The sequence below is a fragment of the Pseudomonas sp. Z3-6 genome (genome assembly GCF_051131985.1).
Classification (GTDB): domain Bacteria; phylum Pseudomonadota; class Gammaproteobacteria; order Pseudomonadales; family Pseudomonadaceae; genus Aquipseudomonas; species Aquipseudomonas zanjanensis.
In genome coordinates this window covers 5,900,357-5,923,922 of sequence record NZ_CP071644.1, presented here as the reverse complement: position 1 = coordinate 5,923,922, position 23,566 = coordinate 5,900,357, and the positions used below count along the sequence as shown (strand labels likewise).

Sequence of the window (23,566 nt, the reverse complement as noted above, 5' to 3'; positions counted from 1 at the left end):
TCCTCAGGCGGCATTCTTGAGTTTCGGGTCCAGCGCATCGCGCAGCCCGTCGCCCATCAGGTTGATTGCCAGCACGCTGAGCAAAATGGTCAAGCCAGGCAGGCTCACGACCCACCAGGCGCGTTCGATGTAGTCGCGGGCCGAAGCCAGCATGGTGCCCCACTCAGGGGTCGGTGGCTGGACGCCGAGGCCGAGGAAGCCCAGGGCGGCGGCGTCGAGGATCGCCGAGGAAAAGCTCAGCGTCGCCTGGACGATCAGCGGAGCCATGCAGTTGGGCAGCACGGTGATGAACATCAGGCGCGGCAGGCCGGCGCCGGCCAGGCGGGCGGCGGTCACGTAGTCGCGGTTCAGCTCGCCCATCACGGCGGCGCGGGTCAGGCGCACGTAGGACGGCAGCGAGACGATAGCGATGGCGATCACGGTGTTGATCAGGCCTGGGCCGAGGATGGCGACGATCGCCACGGCCAGCAGCAGCGACGGCAGGGCCAGCATGATGTCCATCAGGCGCATGATGGTCGGGCCGAGGATGCGCGGGAAGAAGCCGGCGAACAGCCCCAGCAGAATGCCCGGAATCAACGACATCACCACCGACGACAAGCCGATCAGCAACGACAGCCGCGAGCCCTGGATCAGGCGCGAGAGCAGGTCGCGGCCCAGTTCGTCGGTGCCCAGCAGGAACTGGATCTGCCCGCCTTCAAGCCAGGCCGGCGGCGTCAGCAGGAAATCGCGGTATTGCTCGCTCGGGTCATGAGGCGCGACCCACGGGGCGAAGATCGCGCAGAACACGATCAGGATCATGAACATCAGCCCGGCAACGGCGCCCTTGTTGCGGGAAAACGCCTGCCAGAATTCTTTGTACGGGGACGGGTACAGCAGGCTTTGATCGACTGCTACCGCGGTAGTTGGAGTACTCATGGTCTTGATCTCAGCGCTGGTGACGGATGCGTGGGTTGGCAAAGCCGTAGAGGATGTCCACGACGAAGTTGACCAGAATCACCAGGCAGGCGATTAACAGGATGCCGTTCTGCACCACGGGGTAGTCCCGGGCGCCGATGGCTTCGATCAGCCACTTGCCGATGCCCGGCCAGGAGAAGATCGTTTCGGTCAGGACCGCACCGGCCAGCAGCGTGCCGACTTGCAGGCCGACCACGGTCAGCACCGGGATCAGCGCGTTGCGCAGGCCATGCACGAACACCACGCGCGACGGCGACAGGCCCTTGGCCTTGGCGGTGCGGATGTAGTCTTCACGCAGCACTTCGAGCATCGAAGAACGGGTCATGCGGGCGATCACCGCCAGCGGAATGGTGCCCAGTACGATGGCCGGCAGGATCAGGTGATGCAGGGCATCGAGGAACGCGCCCGGTTCATCGGCCAGCAGTGTATCGATCAGCATGAAGCCGGTTTTCGGTTCGATGTCGTAGAGCAGGTCGATCCGTCCCGACACTGGCGTCCAGCCCAGGGACACCGAGAAGAACATGATCAGGATCAGGCCCCACCAGAAGATCGGCATCGAATACCCCGCCAGGGAGATGCCCATCACCCCATGGTCGAACAGGGATCCTCGCTTGAGTGCCGCGATCACCCCGGCCAGCAGGCCCAGGATACCGGCGAACAACAGGGCGGCCATGGACAGTTCCAGGGTCGCGGGAAACAGGGAGCTGAACTCGGTCCAGACGCTTTCACGGGTGCGCAGCGATTCGCCGAGATCGCCCTGGGCCAGTTTGCCGATGTAGTCCAGGTATTGGGCATACAGCGGTTTGTTCAGGCCAAGGCGTTCCATTGCCTGTGCATGCATTTCGGGATCGACCCGACGTTCGCCCATCATCACTTCCACGGGGTCGCCGGGGATCATGCGAATCAACGCGAAGGTCAGCAAGGTGATGCCGAAGAACGTGGGGATCAATAATCCCAGTCGGCGGGCAATAAAACTAAACATCTTCAGGTGTACCTCATCAGCCGGTTAGGCGTGCCCGGCAATCCTTTGGTGAAGGTTGCCGGGCGTTTTCTTATCTACTTCACCTGGGTGGTGGCGAAGTTGTTGGTGGTGAGCGGGCTAATCACGTAGCCCTCTACGTTGTTGCGCATTGCCGTGAACATGCGGGTGTGGGCCATGCTGATCCATGGCTGGTCCTGGTTGAAAATCACCTGGGCCTGCTCATAGAGCTTCGCGCGCTCCTCGGGGTTCACTGTGGCGCGTGCCTGGTCGAGCAGCGCCTGGAATTTCTCATTGCACCAGCGCGCGTAGTTTTCGCCGTTCTTGGCGGCTTCGCAACTGAGCATAGGCGTCAGGAAGTTATCCGGGTCGCCGTTGTCGCCCGCCCATCCGGCGGACACCATGTCGTGCTCGCCGTTTTTCGCGCGCTTGAGCATTTCGCCCCATTCCATCACGCGGATGTCGACCTTGATCCCGACTTTTGCCAGGTCGGCCTGCATCATCTGCGCGCCGAGCATCGGATTGGGGTTGGTCGGGCCGCCGCCGTTACGGGTGAACAGGGTGAACACGGTGCCTTCCGGCACGCCGGCTTCCTTGAGCAACTGGCGCGCCTTGTCCAGGTCGCGGGTCGGGTTCTTCAGGTCGTGGTTGAAGCCCAGCAGGGTCGGCGGGTACGGGTTGACCGCCGCGGTGGCGTTGCCCTTGCCGAACAGCGCGTTGACGTAGGCTTCCTTGTCGAAGGCCAGGTCGATGGCTTTGCGCACCCGCACGTCGCTCATGTACTTCTTGCTGGTGTTCAACGCGGTATACGAGACGGTCATCGCGTCCAGCTCGGTGACCTTCAGGTTCGGGTCTTTCTTGATGCTGGGGATGTCATCGGGTTTGGGGTACAGCGCGATCTGGCACTCGTTGGTCTTGAGCTTCTGCATGCGCACGTTGTTGTCGGTGGCGATGGCCAGTACCAGCGCATCGGCCGGCGGCTTGCCACGGAAGTAGTCCGGGTTGGCCTTGAAGCGAACCTGGGCGTCCTTGTTATAGCGCTGGAACACGAACGGGCCGGTGCCGATCGGCTTGCTGTTCAAGTCGCCGGCCTTGCCTGCCTTGAGCAACTGGTCGGCGTACTCGGCCGGGTAGATCGAGGAGAAGGCCATGGCGATGTCGGCCAGGAACGGCGCTTCGCGGCGGGTCAGGCTGAACTTGACCGTGTGTTCGTCGACTTTCTCGACGCTCTTGAGCAGTTCCTTGAAGCCCATGCTTTCAAAGTACGGAAAGCCCACGCTCGACAATTTGTGCCACGGGTGGTTCGGGTCCAGCTGGCGCTGGAAACTCCAGACCACGTCGTCGGCGTTCATGTCGCGGGTCGGCTTGAAGTATTCGGTGGTGTGGAACTTGACGCCCTTGCGCAGGTGGAAGGTGTACGCCAGGCCGTCGTCACTGATGTCCCAGGATTCGGCCAGGGCCGGAATCACTTCAGTGGTGCCGGGCTTGAAATCGGCCAGGCGATTGAAAATGGTTTCCGCCACGGCATCGGCGGTGACTGCAGTCGTGTACTGGACCATGTCGAAGCCTTCCGGACTGGCTTCTGTGCAAACCACCAGGGGCTTGGCCGTGGCGCCAACGGCAACGCTCAGCAGCGCGGCGGCGATGGCGGCGCGTAGGGGAGTCATGTTCATCGTCAATCCTCTGCAATCGGGTAATGGCAAAAGACCGGGCGGACGACCTCGTGAGTCGACCGCCCGGTGGCAGTTTAGAGAATGTTGAACGGAATGGTGGTGACCAGGCGGAACTCGTTGAGGCTGCCGTCGGCCTGGTTTTCGCTGGCGCGGTGTGCGGTGTAGGTCGCACGGATCGCGGTGGCTTTCAGAGGACCGCTCTGTACGGCATAGGACGCGCCGACGCCGTATTCGTAGTGGTGCTCACCGTCCATGGCCCGTACGTCGCTATAACCGGTGCTGTTGTAGTGCGTACCGTCGATGCCCCAGCCTCGCGCCTGGTAGATGTTGAACTTCAGGCCTGGCACGCCGTATTCAGCCATGTTCAGGCCGTAGGCGATCTGGAAGGATTTCTCGTTCGGGCCGTTGAAGTCCGACAGCAGGGAGTTGGCCAGGTAGATGCCGTTGGTTTCGTGCAGGTAGTCGAAGTACTCGTTACCGTTCACTTCCTGGTACGAGAACGTCAGGCTATGGGCCTGGTGCGTCAGGCCGAACGACAGGGAGTAGGTGTCGTTGTCGATCTCGCCCAGCTTGCTTTTGCCCGAGTCCACGGTCTTGTAGTAGTTCAGGCCGGTGGTCAGGCTCAGCACCGAGCTGTCGCCCAGTTCATGGGTGGCACCGAAGTAGTACTGGTTCCACATGTCCTCGGCTTCGGTCGCCCACAGGCTGGTCTTCAGGCTAGCCAGTGGCTGGTAGGTGATACCGGCGGTGTTGACGTGATCGGTCTCGACGCTGCTGTCACCGTATTCGGAGCGGAACTTGCGCTGGCTCTGTTCGGTACGTGGCGAGTTGCGGTCGAAGGTGGCGATGTCGAACGCCAGGTTTTCGAATTCTTCGCTGTGCAGGCTCACACCCTGGAAGCTTGAAGGTAGGGCACGGTTGCCGATCACGTCGACCATCGGGCTGCTGAAGTTCTGGCGGCCGGCGGTCAGGGTGGTGTTGGACACGCGGGCCTTGAGGTTGGCCAGGCCCAGTTTGCTCCACTGGCCCACGGCGTCGCCGCCTTCGCGGGTCAGGGTACGGTTGTTGCCGGCGCCAGGGCGGGTGGTCGGTGCACCGCCGTTGTTGGACGCCAGGTCCTTGCGGTCCTGGTCCAGGGCGATGGCGTTGTAGGCGGCCAGTTCGGTGCTGAAGCCCACAGTGCCTTCAGTGAAGCCCGAGTTGTACTTGATGATGGTGCCTTGCAGCCAGTTGATCCGGCGGTCGGTCTCGCGTGCTTCGCCGTTCTTGCGATAGGTGAGTTTCGTGCCGCGCTTGAATTGCTCGTTGGCGTACCAGTTGCGCGTGCTGCCCGTGACGGATTGGCCGTCGATGAAACCCTTGGCTTCGCTTTGCTCGCTGGTGGTCTTGAGGGTCACCGGGGTGACCGCCTGGCTCTGGGATTCTGCGAAAGCCGTTGCGGTAATACTGCTGATGGCCAAGGCCAGTATCGCGGTGCTGCTCAGTTTCATCGGTAACGCTCCTTTTTCTTTTTTTTGTGCCGATCCTTTTGGATGATTCGGCTAACGGTTTACAACTCATTCACAGCTAGCAAACGTTTGCATCACGTCTGATCGACGAATTCAGGCAAGACGTCTGCGTGAGGGCTTCCAGGGAAGCCCTCGCTGTGCGGCTAGACGGTTATGGGTTCAGGCTGACGCCCGAGAACACGTTGCGACCGAAGGGGCTGACTTTGAACCCTTCGACTTTGGCGCTCAGCGGCTGGTTGACCGTCGAGTGGGCAACAGGGGTGATCGGCACTTGCTGCTTGAGCAACTGCTGGGCCTGTTTGTAGAGCACGGTGCGCTGGTCGCGGTCGGTGACGACCTTGGCCTGCTTGATCAGCTTGTCGTAATCCTGGTCACACCACATGGAGTAGTTGTTGCCGCCAATGGCATCGCAGCTGTACAGCGTGCCCAGCCAGTTGTCCGGATCACCGTTGTCGCCGGTCCAACCGATCAGGCTGATGTCGTGCTCGCCGTTCTTGGTGCGCTTGATGTACTCGCCCCATTCATAGCTGACGATCTTCACTTTCAGGCCGATCTTCGCCCAATCCGCCTGGAGCATCTCGGCCATCAACTTGGCGTTGGGGTTGTACGGACGTTGCACGGGCATGGCCCAAAGGGTGATTTCGGTGCCTTCCTTGACGCCGGCGGCCTTGAGCAACTCCTTGGCTTTTTCCGGGTTGTAGGGCGTGTCCTTGATGGTGTCGTCGTAGGACCACTGGGTCGGCGGCATGGCGTTTTGCGCCAGTTGCCCCGCGCCTTGGTACACAGCATTGAGAATGCCTTGCTTGTTGACCGCCATGTCCAGCGCCCGGCGCACTTCGACCTGGTCGAACGGCTTGTGGCGGGTGTTATAGGCGATGTAGCCGAGGTTGAAGCCGGGCTTCTCGATCAGTTGCAGCTTGGAGTCGTTCTTCAAGGCCGGCACGTCGGCGGGACGCGGGTGCAGGGTCACCTGGCATTCGTTGGCCTTGAGCTTCTGCACCCGCACCGAGGCGTCGGTGTTGATGGAGAAAATCAGGTTCTTCAGTTTCACCCGTTCCGGCGCCCAGTACTTATCGTTGGCGACGTAGCGGATGTTGGAGTCTTTCTGATAACTCTTGAACTCGAACGGCCCGGTGCCGATCGGCTTCTGGTTGATGTCGCTCGGCTTGCCACTTTTGAGCAGTTGGTCGGCGTATTCGGCCGACAGGATCGCGGCGAAGCTCATGGCGATGTTCTGGATGAACGCGGCGTCCACGCTGTTGAGCGTCATCACCACCGTCAGCGGCCCGGTCGCTTCCACCTTGGCGATGTTCTTGTTCAGGCTCATGCCGTTGAAGTACGGGAACTCGGTGGGGTAGGCCTTGCGGAACGGATGCTGCGGATCGAGCATGCGGTTGAAGGTGAACAGCACGTCGTCGGAGTTGAAATCCCGGGTCGGCGTGAAGTAATCAGTCGTATGAAACTTCACTCCTTCGCGTAGGTGGAACGTGTATTTCAAGCCGTCTTCGGAAATGTCCCAGCTTGTCGCCAGGCCCGGGACGACATTGGTCGCGCCTTTTTCGAACTCGGCCAGGCGGTTGTACAGCGGTTCGGCGGCATCGTTATCAGTCGCGGTGGTGTACTGCGCGGTGTCGAAACCGGCGGGGCTGCCTTCGGAACAGAACACCAGGCTGCCGCCGGCGGCTTGGGTGGCGGATGTCGCGGCCAACAGGCCGGTGCCCAGCAATGCGGATAAAACCAAGGTATGGCGCATGACGCTCCCTCTCTCGTTCGGGGTGTTTGACAGTGCACCGGTGTCCTTCCGGGGACAGGTCCGGCGCACTGAGCTCATTCCATTGCGTAGCGATGCCGCAGGATCAGCAAGCCGTCCAGGCCCCGACGGTATGAGTCGTGGGCCTGGGGGTAAATGCGTAATGCCTGAAAGACTTGTGGGAAAAGGCGATACGTCCTAAACCAACTGCTGTGGTACGCAGTGCTTTTGGATGTAGGCTATTTCCTGAGTCTTGGCTTAAAGCAACGGCATGCCGTGGGAGCGAGCCCTGCTCGCGATGGTGTTGTTGGTACACCATCGCGCTTAAAAAAGGGGCCGCTACGCCCGAGGCGTCGGACCGGCCCAGCGGGAGCAAGCTCCCTCGCCACAGGTCACCTTATTTGCTGACGCTGACGCCGTAGAAGGAGTTCAAGCCAAATGGGCTGATCTTGAAGTCCTGCACGTTGGCGCGCATGGGTTGATACACCGTCGAGTGAGCGATAGGTGTCATCGGCACGGCATCCTTGAGGACGTGTTGTGCCTGTTTGTACAGTTCGGTGCGCTTGGCCTGGTCGGTGGTGCGCTTGGCTTCTTTCACGAGGCCGTCGAACTTCTTGTCACACCATTTGGAGAAGTTGTTGCCGGCCAGCGAGTCGCAGCCGAACAGCACGTTGAGCCAGTTGTCCGGGTCACCGTTGTCGCCGCTCCAGCCAATGATCATCGCCTGGTTCTCGCCACCTTTGGAACGCTTGATGTACTCGCCCCATTCGTAGCTGACGATGTTGACGTTCAGGCCGATCTTCTTCCAGTCGGACTGCAGCATCTCGGCCATCAGCTTGGCGTTCGGGTTGTAAGGACGCTGTACCGGCATCGCCCACAAGGTGATGTTGGTGCCTTCCTTGACGCCGGCTTCCTTGAGCAGCTCCTTGGCTTTCTCAGGATCGTACTTGGCATCCTTGATGGTGGTGTCGTAGGACCATTGGGTTGGCGGCATGGCGTTGACAGCCAACTGGCCGGCGCCCTGGTAGACAGAATCGATGATCTGCGGCTTGTTGACCGCCATGTCCAACGCCTGGCGGACTTTCAGGTCAGCCAGCACGTTCGGCTCGTTGCTGCCCTTGATCTTGTCCATCACGTTGTAGGCGATGTAGCCCAGGTTGAAACCCGCCTGGTCAGGCATCTTCAGTGCCTTGTCTTCCTTCAGGGCCTTGAGGTCGGCCGGGCGTGGGAAGAGGGTGATCTGGCATTCGTTTTTCTTGAGTTTCTGCATGCGCACCGACGGGTCGGTGGTGATGGCGAAGATCAGGTTGTCGATCTTCACGTCTTCAGGCTTCCAGTAGTCCTTGTTCCCGGTGTAGCGGATGTTGGAGTCTTTCTGGTAGCTCTTGAACACGAATGGGCCAGTGCCGACCGGCTTCTGGTTGATGTCCGGGGCCTTGCCATCCTTGAGCAACTGGGCAGCGTACTCGGCGGACTGGATCGAGGCGAAGCTCATGGCCAGGTTCTGGATGAACGCAGCGTCGACATCTTTGAGGGTGAACTTGACGGTGTGGTCGTCGACTTTATCGATCTTGGTGATGTTGGTGTCCATCCCCATGTCGGTGAAGTACGGGAATTCGGTCGGGTACGCCTTACGGAAAGGGTCGTCCTTGTTGATCATGCGGTTGAACGTGAACAGCACGTCGTCGGCGTTGAATTCGCGGGTCGGCTTGAAGTACGAGGTGGTGTGGAACTTGACGCCTTCACGCAGATGGAAGGTGTAGGTGAGGCCGTCTTCGGAAATGTCCCACTTGGTGGCCAGGCCAGGAATCACGGCGGTGCCGCCGCGCTCAAACTGGGTCAGGCGGTTGAACATGGTCTCTGCAGAGGCGTCGAAGTCGGTTCCGGTGGTGTACTGACCAGGGTCGAAGCCGGCCGGGCTGCCTTCGGAGCAGAACACCAGGTTAGTCGCGGCGGAAGCGAAGGGAGCGCTGGCTAACAAGCCTGCACCGACTAAAAACGGAATGACCGCGTGTTTAAGCATGTTGGCCTCATGATTTGTTGTCATTTTTGGATTTGAGGGCGACCTCGTGAGTCGTCCTGCGGATACTTATGCAGGCCCCATACCCAATGCAAGATCCAGAGCGGTTTCAAGTCTGAAACAGTGGCACGAACGTACCTTAATGTCGCATCTGTGTAACTTCTGACGCATTTGATCGTTTGCGCGCGTTTTTTAAGGGCGATTGGCGCCCTTTCCCGGTGCGCTGCGTGGCTTTGGCGCACCGGTAGGGGGCGGGTTTTACCTCTTCAAACCCACGTCGTAGAGGGGGATAGGGCTGAATGGGCTGAGTTTGAGATCCGGCCCCTTTTTGTTTATCGCTGCCGGAGGCGCCGTTATCTTCGGTCCAGGGTTCAATCGATGCACCGGCATTGCCCATGGGTCGAGGGTGGCGCCTGGCGCAACCTTTGGCTTTCTGGAGTGGCGCCTGGGAGTTTGCGTATGCTTCGGGGCGAGGCGGCCTGGAAGCTGACCTGATTCTTCCAGTCATACGTCGTCGGATCTGTGGGAGCAAAGCTTGCTCGCGAGGCGGCCTGGTAGCCGACCTGGCTCTCCCGGTCATATCCCAATCCATTGTGGGAGCGAGCCTGCTCGCGAAGGCGGCCTAGTAGCCGGCCTATCTCTCACGAATGTACCCGATCAGTTGTGTGTGGGTTTGTTCGCGAAGGTGGCCTGAAAGCCCAGGTGTGAAGGCTGGTCATTTCATGCCTAAGAAAAATATTTTGACTTTTCAAGGAGGCCTAATCTTTCGCTGTCCACATTCCATAAAACGTGGACAGTTCTTTCGTGCTGTTTTTGGAGATGTCAAAACTATTGTGCAGAGGTCGAAGCAATATGCCTATGTCCCGCCGACCACCAAACCCGTGGCGAGGGAGCTTGCTCCCGCTGGGGCGCGAAGCGGCCCCAACAGCAGCGACTGCATCCATCTGACGTACCGAGGCGTCAGGTTTGGGGGCTGCTGCGCAGCCCAGCGGGAGCAAGCTCCCTCGCCACGGGGGTTGCAGCGTCAGGAGGCGTGATGTGTCATTCATTTGTGTAGGAAGGATCACCGGTCCTGAAACGAAACATCCCACAGCTTTTTAAGATTGCCGCTCGGAAGTGGGCTCTCTAAACTTTTTACTGTCGCTGCAAAACAGCGACCGGGAGTGGGAACCCGAAATTAATAGGTCGTAAGCCTCACGACCATAACGGCAAGTGATGGCTCCAATTTCATCAGGAGCATGCACATGAACGAAGGAAAGACTGAACCGAACTTCAACAGAACAAACCCATTGGCGGGCTTCGACGCCATCGAAGACCTACTCAAAGACCACGCCGCCGCCGAGCGCGCCCTAAATCATTACCTCAACCCCAAACCTCCAGAACCAAGCACCGATCAGCGAATCGACAGCCTGTTTTCCGTCACCGCCAAGGCCGACGCCGACACACTACTGACCAGCACCTCCGAAACCCTGGCCTCGATAAAAGCCATGGCCGAGGACCTGGCCTTTGAAGTGGAGGGCACGCGACGCAGCGTGGCCCTGGGGATTCATCAGTTGGTGGAGTTGTGCCAGTTGCTGGTGGACAAGGCGTTGGATCAGCTCGAAGCACCGGCCAGCCCTGCACCGTGACAACCCCCTGTGGCGAGGGAGCTTGCTCCCGCTGGGGCGCGAAGCGGCCCCAACAGCGGCAACTGTATCCATCTGATACACCGAGGTGTCAGGTTTGGGGCTGCTGCGCAGCCCAGCGGGAGCAAGCTCCCTCGCCACGGGGGGTTGTTTTTTGTCGCAGGGCTTCAGGGTTCAGCCAGTACGAAGCTGGCTGAACCCGCTGTCCATCATCACTGCATCAACACCTCAATCGCCCCATCCGCCGTCATCGTCACCTTGCTGGTGCCCGCTTCCACCTCAGGCGTCACCGACTCGGCATCCATCGACGCCGCTTTCATCATCATCTGCGGGCGCATGTACGGTTGTGGATAACCGTTGGTGTTGAAGTTCAGGTTGACGATTTTATAACCCTTGCCACCCAAGGCTTCAGTGGCCAATTGGGCGCGGGCCTTGAAGGCGTTGACGGCGTCCTTGAGCAGGGCGTCCTCGCTGGTCTGGCGGGTGGCGGTGGCGATGGCGAAGTCCATGCCGGCCATTTTCATGCCGCCCAGCAGTTCGCCGGTGAGTGTGGACAGGGCGGCGAAGTCGGCGCTTTCCAGGCGCAGTTCCGCGCGTTCGCGCCAACCGGTGATTTTCCCACCTTTGTTGTCGTAGATCGGGTAGCTGTTGCGACTGCCCTGGCTCAAGTTGATGCCTTTGACCTGTTTGGCCTGGCCGATGGCTTTGTTCAGGGTGGTGCTGACAGCGGCGGCGAGTTTGGCCGGGTCGGTGTTCTGTTCTTCGGTGTAGAGGGTGACGATCATCAGGTCGCGGGCCACTTCCTGGCTGGCTTCGGCGCGCAGGGAGATCTGGTTGTAGTGCAGCTCATCGGCGGCCAGGGCCGGCAGGCTGGCGACGGTGCCGAGGCTGAGGGCGAGCAGGGCGGCGGGGCGACTGAACGTGTGCATGAAAGCTCCTTGGGATGATGCGCAGGGGTTGGTTCCGGGCCTGCGTGAACGATAAGACTCTAGCGTTTATGGTTGGGTTCGCACAGTTACAACTTCTATACAGATGCGAAGGTTGGTGGAGCTTTTGTGGCGAGGGAGCTTGCTCCCGCTCGGCTGCGTAGCAGTCGTAGTCTTTTGGGCCTGCTGCGCAGTCCAGCGGGAGCAAGCTCCCTCGCCACAGGGGGTTATAGGTAGCATGCGGGGCTGTGGCGCTTTGCCGCATATCTGCCGCTGCAACCCCCGCCTTGGTTATACTCCGTGCGATCCGCCTGGAGCGCTCATCAGGAGAGCTCATGCTCGCCCCCTTGCAAATGACTTCCGCCTCTCGCCAGAACCTCTGGCGCCTGACATTCATCCGCATCCTGGTCCTGGCGGCCCAGGCCGGTTCCGTGGGGCTCGCCTATTGGTTCGACCTGCTGCCGCTGCCCTGGCTGCAACTGGCGATCACCCTGGTCTGTTCCAGCGTGCTGTGCGCGCTGACGGCGATTCGCCTGCGCGCGTCCTGGCCGGTGACCGAGCTTGAATACGCCGTACAGCTGGCCTGCGATCTGTTTATCCACAGTGCGCTGCTGTATTTCTCCGGCGGCTCCACCAATCCTTTTGTCTCCTATTACCTGGTGCCGCTGACCATCGCCGCCGTGACGTTGCCGTGGCGGTATTCGCTCATCCTTTCCGGCATCGCCTTGGCGCTGTACACCTTGCTGCTGGCGCGTTTCTATCCGCTGGAAACCTTCCCCATCGCCCGGGAAAACCTGCAGATCTACGGTATGTGGCTGAGTTTCGCCCTGGCCGCGGCGGTCATCACGTTTTTTGCCGCGCGCATGGCCGAGGAGCTGCGTCGCCAGGAGGAGCTGCGGGCGATCCGCCGCGAAGAAGGCCTGCGGGACGAGCAACTATTGGCCGTGGCGACCCAGGCCGCCGGTGCCGCCCATGAGTTGGGCACGCCGCTGGCGACCATGAGTGTGCTGCTCAAGGAAATGCGCCAGGATCATAAAGACCCGGCGTTGCAGGAAGACCTCGGCGTGCTGCAGGACCAGGTCAAGCTCTGCAAGGAAACCCTGCAATACCTGGTGCGCGCCGCCGAGGCCAACCGCCGGCTGGACATCGACATGCAGGCGGTCACCTTCTGGCTCGATGATGCCCTGAATCGCTGGCATTTGATGCGTCCGGAGGCCAGTTATCGCTTCCAGTGCCTGGGCAAGGGCACAGTGCCGCGCATGGCGCCGCCGCCGGACTTGACCCAAGCGCTGCTGAATCTGTTGAACAATGCCGCCGACGCCTGCCCCGAAGGTTTGGAAGTGGTATTGGATTGGGATGCCTATGAATTGACGATCTGTATCCGCGACCACGGCGCCGGTGTGCCGCTGGCGATTGCCGAGCAGATCGGCAAACCGTTTTTCACGACCAAGGGCAAGGGTTTCGGCCTGGGCCTGTTCTTGAGCAAAGCCAGCGTGACACGCGCCGGCGGCTCGGTGAAACTCTACCCCCATGAGGAAGGCGGCACGCTCACCGAGCTGCGCCTGCCCCATGCCGACCGAGGAGACGAAACATGAGTGACGAGATCCAAGTCGACGGCGAAGAACTGCCGCACCTGCTGCTGGTGGACGACGACGCCACCTTCACCCGCGTCATGGCCCGGGCCATGTCCCGTCGCGGTTTTCGCGTGAGCACTGCAGGTTCTGCCGAGGAGGGCCTGACCATCGCCCAGGCCGACCTGCCGGACTACGCCGCCCTCGACCTGAAGATGGACGGCGATTCGGGCCTGGTACTGCTGCCCAAACTGCTGGAGCTGGACCCGGAGATGCGCGTGGTGATCCTCACCGGTTATTCGAGCATCGCCACCGCGGTCGAGGCCATCAAGCGCGGCGCTTGCAACTACCTGTGCAAACCAGCGGATGCCGATGACGTGCTGGCGGCGCTGTTGTCCGAACACGCCGACCTCGACACCCTGGTGCCGGAAAACCCCATGTCGGTGGATCGCCTGCAATGGGAACACATCCAGCGCGTGCTGACCGAGCACGAAGGCAATATCTCCGCCACCGCCCGCGCCTTGGGCATGCATCGGCGGACCTTGCAGCGCAAATTGCAAAAGCGCCCGGTACGTCGCTGAACCTGCGCTGAACAAATGCTGTCCACCCTCGCGACACATCGGGCCGTTGCTTTATGATCGGCCCGAGTTTTTTCTCCTATGAGCCTTAACCATGAATCAGAACGCTGAATATTCCGCGGTCAATGACGCGGTGCGCGGCCAGTTTTTCCGCCGTGTCTGGCAGATGACCACGCCGTACTGGCGCAGTGAGGAGAAGGGCAAGGCCTGGACGCTGTTGATTGCCGTGATCGCGCTGTCGTTGTTCAGCGTGGCAATCTCGGTGTGGGTCAACAGTTGGTACAGGGACTTCTATAACGCCCTCCAAGAGAAGGATACTGCGGCATTCTGGCGGTTGATCCTGTATTTCTGCGGCATTGCGGCGGTGGCGATCCTCGGCGCGGTGTACCGTTTGTACCTCACGCAGATGCTCACCATCCGCTGGCGGGCCTGGCTCACCGAGCAGCATTTTGCCCGCTGGCTCAACAACAAGAATTACTACCGGCTGGAGCAGGGCGGCTATACCGATAACCCCGACCAGCGGATTTCCGAAGACCTCAACAGTTTCACCTCCAACACACTGGAACTGGGCCTGGGGCTGCTTCGCACGGTCGTCAGCCTAGTGTCGTTCTCGATTATCTTGTGGGGCGTGTCGGGCAGCATCGAAGTGTTCGGCTACACCATCCCTGGCTATATGTTCTGGTGCGCGTTGGTGTATGCGGCGGTGGGCAGTTGGCTGACGCACCTGATCGGCCGGCGCCTGATCGGCCTGAACAACAACCAGCAGCGTTTCGAAGCCGACCTGCGTTTCTCCATGGTGCGGGTGCGCGAGAACGCCGAGAGCATTGCGCTGTATGGCGGCGAGCCCAACGAGAATCGTCGCCTGAGCGGTCGTTTCGGCCTGGTCTGGCACAACTTCTGGGACATCATGCGCGTGTCCAAGCGCCTGACGTTCTTTACGTCCGGCTACGGCCAGATCGCGATCATCTTCCCGTTCATCGTCGCCGCGCCGCGTTATTTCTCGGGCAAGATCCAGCTGGGCGAGCTCATGCAGATCAACTCCGCGTTCGGTAACGTGCAGGAGAACTTCAGTTGGTTCATCACCGCCTACGCCAACCTCGCCGCGTGGCGCGCCACCTGTGATCGTCTGCTGAGTTTCCGCCAGGCGATGAGCGACAACGAAGACCGCGTGCCGGCCATCGATGTGCAGAACCAGGGCAACGCGTTGGCGGTCCGCAACCTCGGGTTGGACTTGGCTGACGGGCGTCATCTGCTCGACAACGCCGATATGAATGTGGAACCTGGCGAGCGGGTCATGCTCAGCGGTCGTTCCGGCAGCGGCAAATCCACCCTGTTGCGCGCAATGGGGCATTTGTGGCCTGCGGGGCACGGGACGATCCGGCTTCCGGCGGCGCGCTACTTGTTCCTGCCGCAAAAACCTTACCTGCCGATTGGCAGCCTGCGGGAAGTGTTGAGTTATCCACAGGCCGGCGACGTCTACCCCAACGAACGTTATGCACAGGTGCTGGAAACCTGCCGCCTGCCGCACCTGATCCCGCGCCTGGACGAAAGCAACCACTGGCAGCGGATGCTCTCGCCTGGTGAGCAACAACGCCTGGCCTTTGCCCGCGCATTGCTTTATGCACCGCTTTGGTTGTACATGGACGAAGCGACCTCGGCGATGGATGAAGAGGACGAAGCGACGCTGTACCAGGCGCTGATCGACCAGTTGCCGGGCCTGAGCATTGTCAGCGTTGGTCACCGAAGCAGTTTGAAACGGTTCCATCCGCGACATGTGCGTATCGAAAATGGCCAACTGGTGGAGCGCACCGTAACCGCCTGACCACCGAAAACCTGTGGGAGCGAGCTTGCTCGCGAAGGCGGGGTGTCAGTTGACATTGATGTATCTGACACAGCGCCTTCGCGAGCAAGCCCGCTCCCACAAGGGTTTGGGGTGAACCGGGTGTTTAGCTCTACAACCGATCCCATGTGGGAGCGAGCCTGCTCGCGATGAAGGCGACTCGGTATCCGCCCCCGACTTGCCACTGCACCCCCGGTGATCGTACAACCACGTTGCGCTATGATGTTGCCATTCAGCCGTTTACCGAGACACAGCCCCATGGAAACCCCGATCGAAGTACCACGCTTTCCCCGCAAGCGCCGCAGCCTGGCGCAGGAGCTGGTGACGGTGCTGACCGAGCAGATTCGCGACGGTCTGCTCAAGCGCGGTGATAAATTGCCCACCGAGTCGGCGATCATGGAAGCCCATGGCGTCAGCCGCACCGTGGTGCGCGAGGCGATTTCCCGGTTGCAGGCGGCCGGCCAGGTGGAAACTCGCCATGGCATCGGCACCTTCGTGCTGGACACGCCCAGCCCGAGCGGTTTCCGCATCGACCCGGCTACCGTGGTTACCTTGCGGGACGTGCTGGCGATCCTGGAATTGCGCATCAGCCTGGAAGTGGAATCCGCTGGGCTCGCGGCGCAGCGTCGCAGCGACGAGCAACTGGCGGCGATGCGGGCGGCGCTCGACGCCTTGAACGAAAGCGCGGCCCATGCCAGCGACGCGGTGGCCTCGGACTTCGCCTTCCACCTGGAAATCGCCCTGTCCACCGGCAACCGCTACTTCACCGACATCATGACCCACCTGGGCACCAGCATCATCCCGCGCACCCGGCTGAACTCGGCGCGCCTGGCCCACGACGACCACCAGCACTACATGGATCGCCTGAGCCGCGAGCACGAGGAAATCTACGAAGCCATCGCTCGCCAGGACTCCGACGCGGCCCGTGCGGCCATGCGTTTGCACCTGACCAACAGCCGCGAACGGCTGCGCCAGGCCCATGAAGAGGCACAGGCGCAGGGTTAAGGCGCTTCGCTATTCTATGTGGCAGGGGCGTTTTTGTGGCGAGGGAGCTTGCTCCCGCTGGGGCGCGAAGCGGCCCCGACAGCAGCGACTGCAATTTATCTGATCCATCGAGGAGTCAGGTTTGGGTCTGCTGCGCAGCCCAGCGGGAGCAAGCTCCCTCGCCACAAAGAAATCCACTCGCCACAGGGGAAATGGTGTCTGGCGTTATGTCTGTTTGCCTGTCTGACGAATCGTAGGCGCACTGGCCGCAGGCGCAGGGCTGAAGTCGCTCACTGCTCTGCTGGCAAAGATGCTGTCGTGGCAAGCAAGGATGCTGTTGTGGCGAGGGAGCTTGCTCCCGCTGGGCTGCGAAGCGGCCCCCTCAGCTCTTTCGATCAATCGAACCTCTACAGGTTGGCGACTGCTTCGCAGTCGAGCGGGAGCAAGCTCCCTCGCCACAGGGAAGTGGTGACTGGCTTTGTATCTGTGTGCCCGTCTGACGAATCGTAGGCGCTTAGCGCGACGCCGTGATCCGCAACTTTTGCGGCTCGGATCTATCGATATCCACGCTGCTCTCGTAAGTAACCTCGTAACGAAGCTCAACCGATTTGCCGAGGTAAGCTGCCAGCTCGGTGTTGGTTATTATAGTCACCGTTACATCTTTACGTGGCGTACCTTCCTCGCCCTCGGTCAGAGGTGTAAACGCCCCTACCGGCGAGCCCTCGTCCAGAATCAGTCGGGCATTCGAGTTCTGGTCGAAATCTGCATCCGGAATCTCCACGGTCAATGTCTTTATTTTTGACAAGTCGACCGTGATTTCCTCAGCGAGTGGAAGATCTCTGAGCGCGGGCTTCGCATACGTCTTCATGATGTCACTCCCTGTGAGGCAGCCCCGATCATCGCGTACGGGCGGCTCACTTAAAAGATTGTGAAAGGGACTACGGCCGTGCGCAGCACAGCCATGCCTAGGTTATGCCCCCTCGCCGTAACGGCGCCTACTGGCAGAGTTGACAGTGGCGACGAGCGGTCCTAGTGTCCCAACCGGCAAGTTTCATCCGTCTCCCCATCACACCCAAACCCCCGGTCTACAAGGCTTCGCGACAAACACCCCAACCCCGACACCGGCCAAAAGACGAAATACAGTTGACGTTCATATTTTAAGTTGTACGATGACCTACAACTTCACATGAAGCTGAACCGTTTCCTACAACACAACATTTGCGTCCAGGGTGTTCGAATAATGAATCCACAAGAACTGAAGTCCATCCTCTCGTCTGGCCTGCTGTCGTTCCCGGTCACCGATTTCACTGCCAATGGCGATTTCAATCGCGACAGCTACATCAAGCGCCTTGAGTGGCTGGCCCCGTACGGCGCCTCTGCATTGTTCGCAGCGGGCGGCACCGGTGAATTCTTCTCCCTGGCCGCCAGCGAGTACTCGCAAGTCATCAAGACGGCCGTCGATACCTGCGCCACCAGCGTGCCGATCCTCGCCGGCGTCGGCGGTGCTACCCGCCAGGCCATCGAGTACGCTCAAGAAGCCGAGCGCCTGGGCGCTAAGGGCCTGTTGCTGCTGCCGCACTACCTGACCGAAGCCAGCCAGGACGGCGTTGCCGCCCACGTTGAAGCCGTGTGCAAATCGGTAAAAATCGGCGTGGTGGTGTACAACCGCAACGTCTGCCGCCTAAACGCCACTCAGTTGGAACAACTGGCCGAGCGCTGCCCGAACCTGATCGGCTACAAGGATGGCCTGGGCGATATCGAACTGATGGTGTCGATCCGTCGTCGCCTCGGCGATCGTTTCAGCTACCTGGGCGGCCTGCCGACCGCTGAAGTCTATGCCGCGGCCTACAAGGCCCTGGGCGTGCCGGTCTACTCCTCGGCGGTGTTCAACTTCATCCCGAAAACCGCGATGGACTTCTACCACGCCATTGCCCGCGAAGATCACGCCACTGTCGGCAAGATCATCGACGACTTCTTCCTGCCTTACCTGGACATCCGCAACCGCAAGGCCGGTTACGCAGTGAGCATCGTCAAGGCCGGCGCGAAGATCGTTGGCTATGACGCGGGCCCTGTGCGCACGCCGTTGACCGACCTGCTGCCAGAAGAATACGAAGCCCTGGCCGCGCTGATCGACAAGCAAGGCAAGCAGTAACAGACCCGACAAGGCCGCTGAGCAATCAGCGGCTTTTTGCGTAAGGCTTGATCGTTTCCACGCATCGCGTGGAAATGCAGCCAGGGACGCACTGCGTTCCTAGACAGCTTTTGTGAGAGGAGAAGCTCCGTGGCAGATGCAAAGCGTTTCGATAACTACATCAACGGTGAGTGGGTGGCCGGTGCTGACTATTGCACCAACATCAACCCGTCTGACTTGTCCGATGTCATCGGTGAATACGCCAAGGCTGACGCAGCGCAAGTCAACGCCGCCATCGAAGCCGCCCGCGCCGCGTTCCCGGCCTGGTCGACCTCGGGCATCCAGGCCCGCCATGATGCGCTGGACAAAGTCGGCACCGAGATCCTCGCCCGCCGTGAAGAACTCGGCCAACTGCTGGCCCGGGAAGAGGGCAAGACCCTGCCCGAGGCCATCGGCGAAGTGACCCGCGCCGGCAACATTTTCAAATTTTTCGCCGGTGAATGCCTGCGCCTGTCCGGCGACTACGTGCCATCGGTGCGCCCGGGCGTCAACGTCGAAGTGACCCGCGAAGCCCTCGGTGTGGTTGGCCTGATCACCCCTTGGAACTTCCCGATCGCCATTCCCGCGTGGAAAATCGCCCCGGCCCTGGCCTACGGCAACTGCGTGGTGATCAAGCCCGCCGAGTTGGTACCGGGCTGCGCCTGGGCCCTGGCCGAGATCATTTCCCGCGCCGGTTTCCCGGCCGGTGCGTTCAACCTGGTGATGGGCAGCGGCCGTGTGGTCGGTGACATCCTGGTCAACAGCCCGAAAGTCGACGGCATCAGCTTCACCGGTTCCGTGGGTGTAGGCCGGCAGATCGCGGTCAACTGCGTGGCGCGCCAGGCCAAGGTGCAGTTGGAAATGGGCGGCAAGAACCCGCAGATCATCCTCGACGACGCCGACCTCAAGCAGGCCGTCGAACTGGCGGTGCAGAGCGCGTTCTACTCCACCGGCCAGCGTTGCACAGCGTCGAGTCGACTGATCGTCACCGCCGGCATCCATGACAAGTTCGTCGCGGCCATGGCCGAGCGCATGCAGTCGATCAAGGTCGGTCACGCGTTGAAGGCCGGCACTGACATTGGCCCGGTGGTTTCCGAAGCCCAGCTCAACCAGGACTTGAAGTACATCGACATCGGCCAAAGCGAAGGCGCGCGGCTGGTCAGCGGTGGCGGTGTGGTGACGTGCGACACCGAAGGTTACTTCCTGGCGCCGACCCTGTTCGCCGACAGTGAAGCCTCGATGCGCATCAGCCGCGAAGAGATCTTCGGCCCGGTGGCCAACGTCGTGCGCGTGGCCGACTACGAGGCGGCGCTGGCGATGGCCAACGACACCGAGTTCGGTTTGTCGGCCGGTATCGCCACCACCTCGTTGAAATACGCCAACCACTTCAAGCGCCATTCCCAGGCAGGCATGGTGATGGTCAACCTGCCGACCGCCGGCGTGGATTACCACGTGCCGTTCGGCGGGCGCAAAGGTTCGTCCTACGGTTCACGTGAGCAAGGCCGCTACGCGCAAGAGTTCTACACCGTGGTGAAGACCTCCTACATCGGCTCGTAATACGCAACACCGGTCGGCGCCGGGCTCCGGCGCCGACCGTACAATTTGATTTCCCGCATAAAAATAAATAGTGGAAGTAGATTACATGCAAGAGACCAAGCCGACGCACGTCCGCTATTTGATCCTGCTCATGCTGTTTTTGGTGACAACGATCAACTACGCCGACCGTGCCACCATCGCGATCGCGGGTTCCAGCCTGCAAAAAGACCTCGGCATCGACGCCGTCACCCTCGGTTATATCTTCTCCGCCTTCGGTTGGGCCTATGTGGCCGGGCAGATTCCTGGCGGCTGGCTGCTCGACCGTTTCGGGTCGAAGAAAATCTATGCCTTGAGCATTTTCACCTGGTCGCTGTTCACCGTGCTGCAGGGTTATGTCGGTGAATTCGGCATGTCCACGGCCGTGGTTGCGCTGTTCATGCTGCGCTTTCTGGTCGGGCTGGCCGAAGCGCCTTCGTTCCCGGGCAACGCCCGGATCGTCGCCGCCTGGTTCCCCACCGCTGAACGCGGTACTGCCTCGGCGATCTTCAACTCGGCGCAGTATTTCGCCACCGTATTGTTCGCACCGCTGATGGGCTGGATCGTCTACCGCTTCGGCTGGCAGCACGTGTTCATCGTGATGGGCGTGATCGGCATCGTGTTCTCGCTGGTCTGGCTGAAAGTGATCTACAGTCCGCGCCAACACCCGATGATCAACGAGGCCGAGTTCAATCACATCGCGTCCAACGGCGCGATGGTCGATATGGACCAGGACAAGGGCAAGGAAAAGAAAGCCGACGGTCCGAAGTGGGATTACATTCGCCAACTGCTGACGAACCGCATGATGCTCGGCGTATATTTGGGCCAATACTGCATCAACGGCATCACCTACTTCTTCCTGACCTGGTTCCCGGTGTACCTGGTCCAGGAACGCGGCATGACCATCCTCAAGGCCGGTTTCATCGCCTCCTTGCCGGCCATCTGCGGGTTTATCGGTGGCGTGCTGGGCGGGGTGATTTCCGACTACCTGCTGCGCAAGGGCCACTCGCTGACCTTTGCCCGCAAGGCGCCGATCATCGCCGGTTTGCTGGTATCGAGCAGCATCGTGGCGTGCAACTACGTCGACATCGAATGGATGGTGGTGGGCTTCATGGCCCTGGCGTTCTTCGGTAAAGGCGTCGGTGCGTTGGGCTGGGCGGTGGTGTCCGACACTTCGCCGAAACAGATTGCCGGCTTGAGCGGCGGCCTGTTCAACACCTTCGGCAACCTGGCGTCGATCACCACGCCGATCGTCATTGGCTACATCATCAGCTCCACAGGCTCGTTCAAATGGGCACTGGTGTTCGTCGGTTGCAACGCGTTGATGGCGGTGTTCAGCTACTTGGTCATCGTGGGCCCGATCAAGCGTGTGGTGCTCAAGGAGCCAGCGGCCAAGGAAGCCGACCTCTCCAGCCTGTCTGAAGCCAAATCCTGAGGAATGGCGTCCATGAATCTGATTGAACATGCCGATTCGCCCCGTTACATCCGCCTGCACGAGCGCGATAACGTGGTGATTGTTGTCAACGACCAGGGCGTACCGGCCGGGACCGAATTCCCGGACGGCCTGGTTACCGTCGACTTCGTGCCGCAGAGCCACAAAGTCACCTTGGTGGACATTCCCGAGGGCGGCGAGGTGATTCGCTACGGCCAGGTCATCGGCTACGCGCTGCAACCGATCCCTCGTGGCAGCTGGGTCAAGGAAGACCAGTTGCGCATGCCCACCGCACCGCCGCTGGACAGCTTGCCGCTGTCCACCGACGTGCCGGCGGCCGATGCGCCGCTGGAGGGCTACACCTTCGAGGGTTACCGCAACGCCGACGGCACCGTCGGCACGCGCAACATCCTGGGCATCACCACCACGGTGCAGTGCGTGACCGGTGTGCTGGACCATGCGGTCAAGCGCATCAAGGACGAACTGTTGCCCAAGTACCCGAACGTCGATGACGTGGTGGCGCTGACCCACAGCTATGGCTGTGGCGTGGCGATCACCGCCACCGACGCCTACATCCCGATTCGCACCGTGCGCAACCTGGCGCGCAACCCGAACCTGGGGGGCGAGGCACTGGTGATCAGCCTGGGCTGCGAGAAATTGCAGGCCGGGCAGGTGATGCATGAAGGCGACAGCTCGGTGGACCTCAGCGAGCCGTGGTTGTATCGCTTGCAGGATTCCAGTCACGGCTTCACGGAAATGATCGAGCAGATCATGGAATTGGCCGAGACCCGCCTGAAGAAACTCGACCAGCGTCGCCGCGAAACCGTGCCCGCCTCGGAGCTGATCCTGGGCATGCAATGCGGCGGCAGCGATGCGTTTTCCGGTATCACCGCCAACCCGGCCCTGGGCTATGCCTCGGACCTGTTGCTGCGGGCTGGCGCGACAGTAATGTTTTCCGAAGTCACCGAAGTACGCGATGCGATCTACCTGCTGACCTCCCGGGCGCAAACCGAGGAAGTTGCCCAGGAGCTGGTACGGGAAATGGACTGGTACGACCGTTACCTGGCCAAGGGCGAAGCCGATCGCAGTGCCAACACCACGCCGGGCAACAAGAAGGGCGGGCTATCGAACATCGTCGAGAAGTCCCTGGGCTCGATCGTCAAGTCTGGCAGCAGCGCAATCAACGGCGTGCTTGGCCCGGGCGAGCGCTTCAAGCAAAAGGGCCTGATTTTCTGCGCCACACCGGCCAGCGATTTTGTCTGCGGCACGTTGCAACTGGCGGCGGGGATGAACTTGCATGTGTTCACCACCGGCCGGGGCACACCGTACGGCCTGGCGATGGCGCCAGTGGTAAAGGTCTCGACCCGTACCGAACTGGCCCAGCGCTGGCCGGACCTGATCGACATCGACGCCGGCCGCATCGCCACTGGACGGGCGACCATCGAGGAACTGGGTTGGGAGCTGTTTCACTACTACCTGGACGTGGCCAGCGGCAAGAAACAGACCTGGGCCGAGCGGCACAAGCTGTACAACGACATCACCTTGTTCAACCCGGCGCCGATTACCTGATCCGGCGCTGATCGCGAGCAGGCTCGCTCCCACAGGGATGTGGGGGGAGTGTGGGTTTTGCGATCGCAGGAGAACCAGTGTGGGAGCGGGCTTGCTCGCGAAAGCGGTGGTTCAGCTTGCTTTGGTGGTGGATGTGCTGCCGTCTTCGCGAGCAAGCCCGCTCCCACAAGGATGTGGGGGTGAATGTGGATTTTGCGATCGCAGGAGAACCAGTGTGGGAGCGGGCTTGCTCGCGAAAGCGGTGGTTCAGTTGGCATTGATGTTGGATGTGCTGCCGTCTTCGCGAGCAAGCCCGCTCCCACAAGGGGCAGCGGTGAATGTTGGCTCTGTGTTCACGCGAGCAAATGTGGGAGCGAGCCTGCTCGCGAAGAGGCTCGACCAGACGCCAATGCCGTGAGTGGCTTATCATTAGCCA

Annotated in this window: 17 protein-coding genes; 9 read left to right on the top strand and 8 right to left on the bottom strand. The window is 60.9% G+C overall.

Annotation, left to right across the window (positions count from 1 at the left end; all coding sequences use genetic code 11):
- Nucleotides 1-3 precede the first annotated feature (3 nt).
- The 6 genes from J3P88_RS25780 to J3P88_RS25755 form a co-directional block, all read right to left on the bottom strand.
- Nucleotides 4-915, bottom strand: coding sequence for an ABC transporter permease subunit (locus J3P88_RS25780; RefSeq protein ID WP_434572351.1), 912 nt, complete (start codon nt 913-915; stop codon nt 4-6).
- Between the two features lie 10 nt (nt 916-925).
- Nucleotides 926-1,936: an ABC transporter permease subunit gene (locus J3P88_RS25775; RefSeq protein ID WP_053118417.1), complete on the bottom strand. Its 1,011-nt coding sequence runs from the start codon at nt 1,934-1,936 to the stop codon at nt 926-928.
- Nucleotides 1,937-2,010: 74 nt separating this feature from the next.
- The gene (locus tag J3P88_RS25770; RefSeq protein ID WP_434572349.1) at nt 2,011-3,606 is read right to left on the bottom strand and encodes an ABC transporter substrate-binding protein; all 1,596 of its coding nucleotides are present in this window, start codon (nt 3,604-3,606) and stop codon (nt 2,011-2,013) included.
- 74 nt (nt 3,607-3,680) lie between these two features.
- A complete protein-coding gene (locus J3P88_RS25765; protein WP_434572347.1) occupies nt 3,681-5,096 on the bottom strand; it encodes an OprD family porin in 1,416 nt (471 codons plus the stop codon).
- A 169-nt stretch (nt 5,097-5,265) separates the two neighbouring features.
- On the bottom strand, nt 5,266-6,867 hold the full coding sequence (locus tag J3P88_RS25760) for an ABC transporter substrate-binding protein (RefSeq protein WP_434572345.1): 1,602 nt from the start codon (nt 6,865-6,867) through the stop codon (nt 5,266-5,268).
- Between the two features lie 394 nt (nt 6,868-7,261).
- Entirely contained in the window at nt 7,262-8,887 is a 1,626-nt protein-coding gene (locus J3P88_RS25755) for an ABC transporter substrate-binding protein (protein WP_186729505.1), read from the bottom strand.
- 1,241 nt (nt 8,888-10,128) lie between these two features.
- Between J3P88_RS25755 and J3P88_RS25750 the strand changes: the two genes are divergently transcribed.
- Nucleotides 10,129-10,512, top strand: coding sequence for a DUF6124 family protein (locus tag J3P88_RS25750; protein ID WP_434572343.1), 384 nt, complete (start codon nt 10,129-10,131; stop codon nt 10,510-10,512).
- A gap of 209 nt (nt 10,513-10,721) precedes the next feature.
- Here J3P88_RS25750 and J3P88_RS25745 read toward each other — a convergent pair whose 3' ends face one another.
- On the bottom strand, nt 10,722-11,438 hold the full coding sequence (locus J3P88_RS25745; RefSeq protein ID WP_434572341.1) for an SIMPL domain-containing protein: 717 nt from the start codon (nt 11,436-11,438) through the stop codon (nt 10,722-10,724).
- A 332-nt stretch (nt 11,439-11,770) separates the two neighbouring features.
- Here J3P88_RS25745 and J3P88_RS25740 point away from each other — a divergent pair, with 332 nt between their 5' ends.
- The 4 genes from J3P88_RS25740 (at nt 11,771) to J3P88_RS25725 (ending at nt 16,429) form a co-directional block, all read left to right on the top strand.
- Complete coding sequence (locus tag J3P88_RS25740) at nt 11,771-13,030, top strand: ATP-binding protein (RefSeq protein WP_186710791.1); 1,260 nt, start codon at nt 11,771-11,773, stop codon at nt 13,028-13,030.
- Entirely contained in the window at nt 13,027-13,587 is a 561-nt protein-coding gene (locus tag J3P88_RS25735; RefSeq protein WP_003177957.1) for a response regulator transcription factor, read from the top strand. Before J3P88_RS25740 ends, J3P88_RS25735 begins: the two co-directional genes overlap by 4 nt.
- 91 nt (nt 13,588-13,678) lie before the next feature.
- Entirely contained in the window at nt 13,679-15,406 is a 1,728-nt protein-coding gene (locus tag J3P88_RS25730) for an ABC transporter ATP-binding protein/permease (RefSeq protein WP_434572339.1), read from the top strand.
- Nucleotides 15,407-15,682: 276 nt separating this feature from the next.
- Nucleotides 15,683-16,429: a FadR/GntR family transcriptional regulator gene (locus tag J3P88_RS25725; protein WP_186710795.1), complete on the top strand. Its 747-nt coding sequence runs from the start codon at nt 15,683-15,685 to the stop codon at nt 16,427-16,429.
- Nucleotides 16,430-16,922: 493 nt separating this feature from the next.
- Here the strand turns inward: J3P88_RS25725 and J3P88_RS25720 are convergent, their stop codons facing one another.
- A complete protein-coding gene (locus tag J3P88_RS25720; protein ID WP_434572337.1) occupies nt 16,923-17,276 on the bottom strand; it encodes a hypothetical protein in 354 nt (117 codons plus the stop codon).
- A gap of 372 nt (nt 17,277-17,648) precedes the next feature.
- Between J3P88_RS25720 and kdgD the strand changes: the two genes are divergently transcribed.
- The 4 genes from kdgD to garD all read left to right on the top strand — a co-directional run bounded on the left by kdgD (nt 17,649) and on the right by garD (nt 23,151).
- Nucleotides 17,649-18,560: a 5-dehydro-4-deoxyglucarate dehydratase gene (gene kdgD, locus J3P88_RS25715; protein ID WP_207963262.1), complete on the top strand. Its 912-nt coding sequence runs from the start codon at nt 17,649-17,651 to the stop codon at nt 18,558-18,560.
- A 129-nt stretch (nt 18,561-18,689) separates the two neighbouring features.
- Entirely contained in the window at nt 18,690-20,135 is a 1,446-nt protein-coding gene (locus tag J3P88_RS25710) for an aldehyde dehydrogenase family protein (protein WP_434572335.1), read from the top strand.
- An 85-nt stretch (nt 20,136-20,220) separates the two neighbouring features.
- Nucleotides 20,221-21,585, top strand: coding sequence for an MFS transporter (locus tag J3P88_RS25705; RefSeq protein ID WP_039592259.1), 1,365 nt, complete (start codon nt 20,221-20,223; stop codon nt 21,583-21,585).
- Nucleotides 21,586-21,597: 12 nt separating this feature from the next.
- Nucleotides 21,598-23,151, top strand: coding sequence for a galactarate dehydratase (gene garD, locus J3P88_RS25700; protein WP_186710803.1), 1,554 nt, complete (start codon nt 21,598-21,600; stop codon nt 23,149-23,151).
- The last annotated feature ends 415 nt before the right edge of the window (nt 23,152-23,566 follow it).

Coding starts and splice junctions, on each gene's coding strand:
- J3P88_RS25725 (WP_186710795.1), top strand. CDS start 15,683: ATGGAAACCCCGATCGAAGTACCACGCTTTCCCCGCAAGCGCCGCAGC.
- J3P88_RS25770 (WP_434572349.1), bottom strand. CDS start 3,606: ATGAACATGACTCCCCTACGCGCCGCCATCGCCGCCGCGCTGCTGAGC.
- J3P88_RS25755 (WP_186729505.1), bottom strand. CDS start 8,887: ATGCTTAAACACGCGGTCATTCCGTTTTTAGTCGGTGCAGGCTTGTTA.
- kdgD (WP_207963262.1), top strand. CDS start 17,649: ATGAATCCACAAGAACTGAAGTCCATCCTCTCGTCTGGCCTGCTGTCG.
- J3P88_RS25720 (WP_434572337.1), bottom strand. CDS start 17,276: ATGAAGACGTATGCGAAGCCCGCGCTCAGAGATCTTCCACTCGCTGAG.
- garD (WP_186710803.1), top strand. CDS start 21,598: ATGAATCTGATTGAACATGCCGATTCGCCCCGTTACATCCGCCTGCAC.
- J3P88_RS25745 (WP_434572341.1), bottom strand. CDS start 11,438: ATGCACACGTTCAGTCGCCCCGCCGCCCTGCTCGCCCTCAGCCTCGGC.
- J3P88_RS25765 (WP_434572347.1), bottom strand. CDS start 5,096: ATGAAACTGAGCAGCACCGCGATACTGGCCTTGGCCATCAGCAGTATT.
- J3P88_RS25780 (WP_434572351.1), bottom strand. CDS start 915: ATGAGTACTCCAACTACCGCGGTAGCAGTCGATCAAAGCCTGCTGTAC.
- J3P88_RS25740 (WP_186710791.1), top strand. CDS start 11,771: ATGCTCGCCCCCTTGCAAATGACTTCCGCCTCTCGCCAGAACCTCTGG.
- J3P88_RS25730 (WP_434572339.1), top strand. CDS start 13,679: ATGAATCAGAACGCTGAATATTCCGCGGTCAATGACGCGGTGCGCGGC.
- J3P88_RS25750 (WP_434572343.1), top strand. CDS start 10,129: ATGAACGAAGGAAAGACTGAACCGAACTTCAACAGAACAAACCCATTG.
- J3P88_RS25705 (WP_039592259.1), top strand. CDS start 20,221: ATGCAAGAGACCAAGCCGACGCACGTCCGCTATTTGATCCTGCTCATG.
- J3P88_RS25775 (WP_053118417.1), bottom strand. CDS start 1,936: ATGTTTAGTTTTATTGCCCGCCGACTGGGATTATTGATCCCCACGTTC.
- J3P88_RS25735 (WP_003177957.1), top strand. CDS start 13,027: ATGAGTGACGAGATCCAAGTCGACGGCGAAGAACTGCCGCACCTGCTG.
- J3P88_RS25760 (WP_434572345.1), bottom strand. CDS start 6,867: ATGCGCCATACCTTGGTTTTATCCGCATTGCTGGGCACCGGCCTGTTG.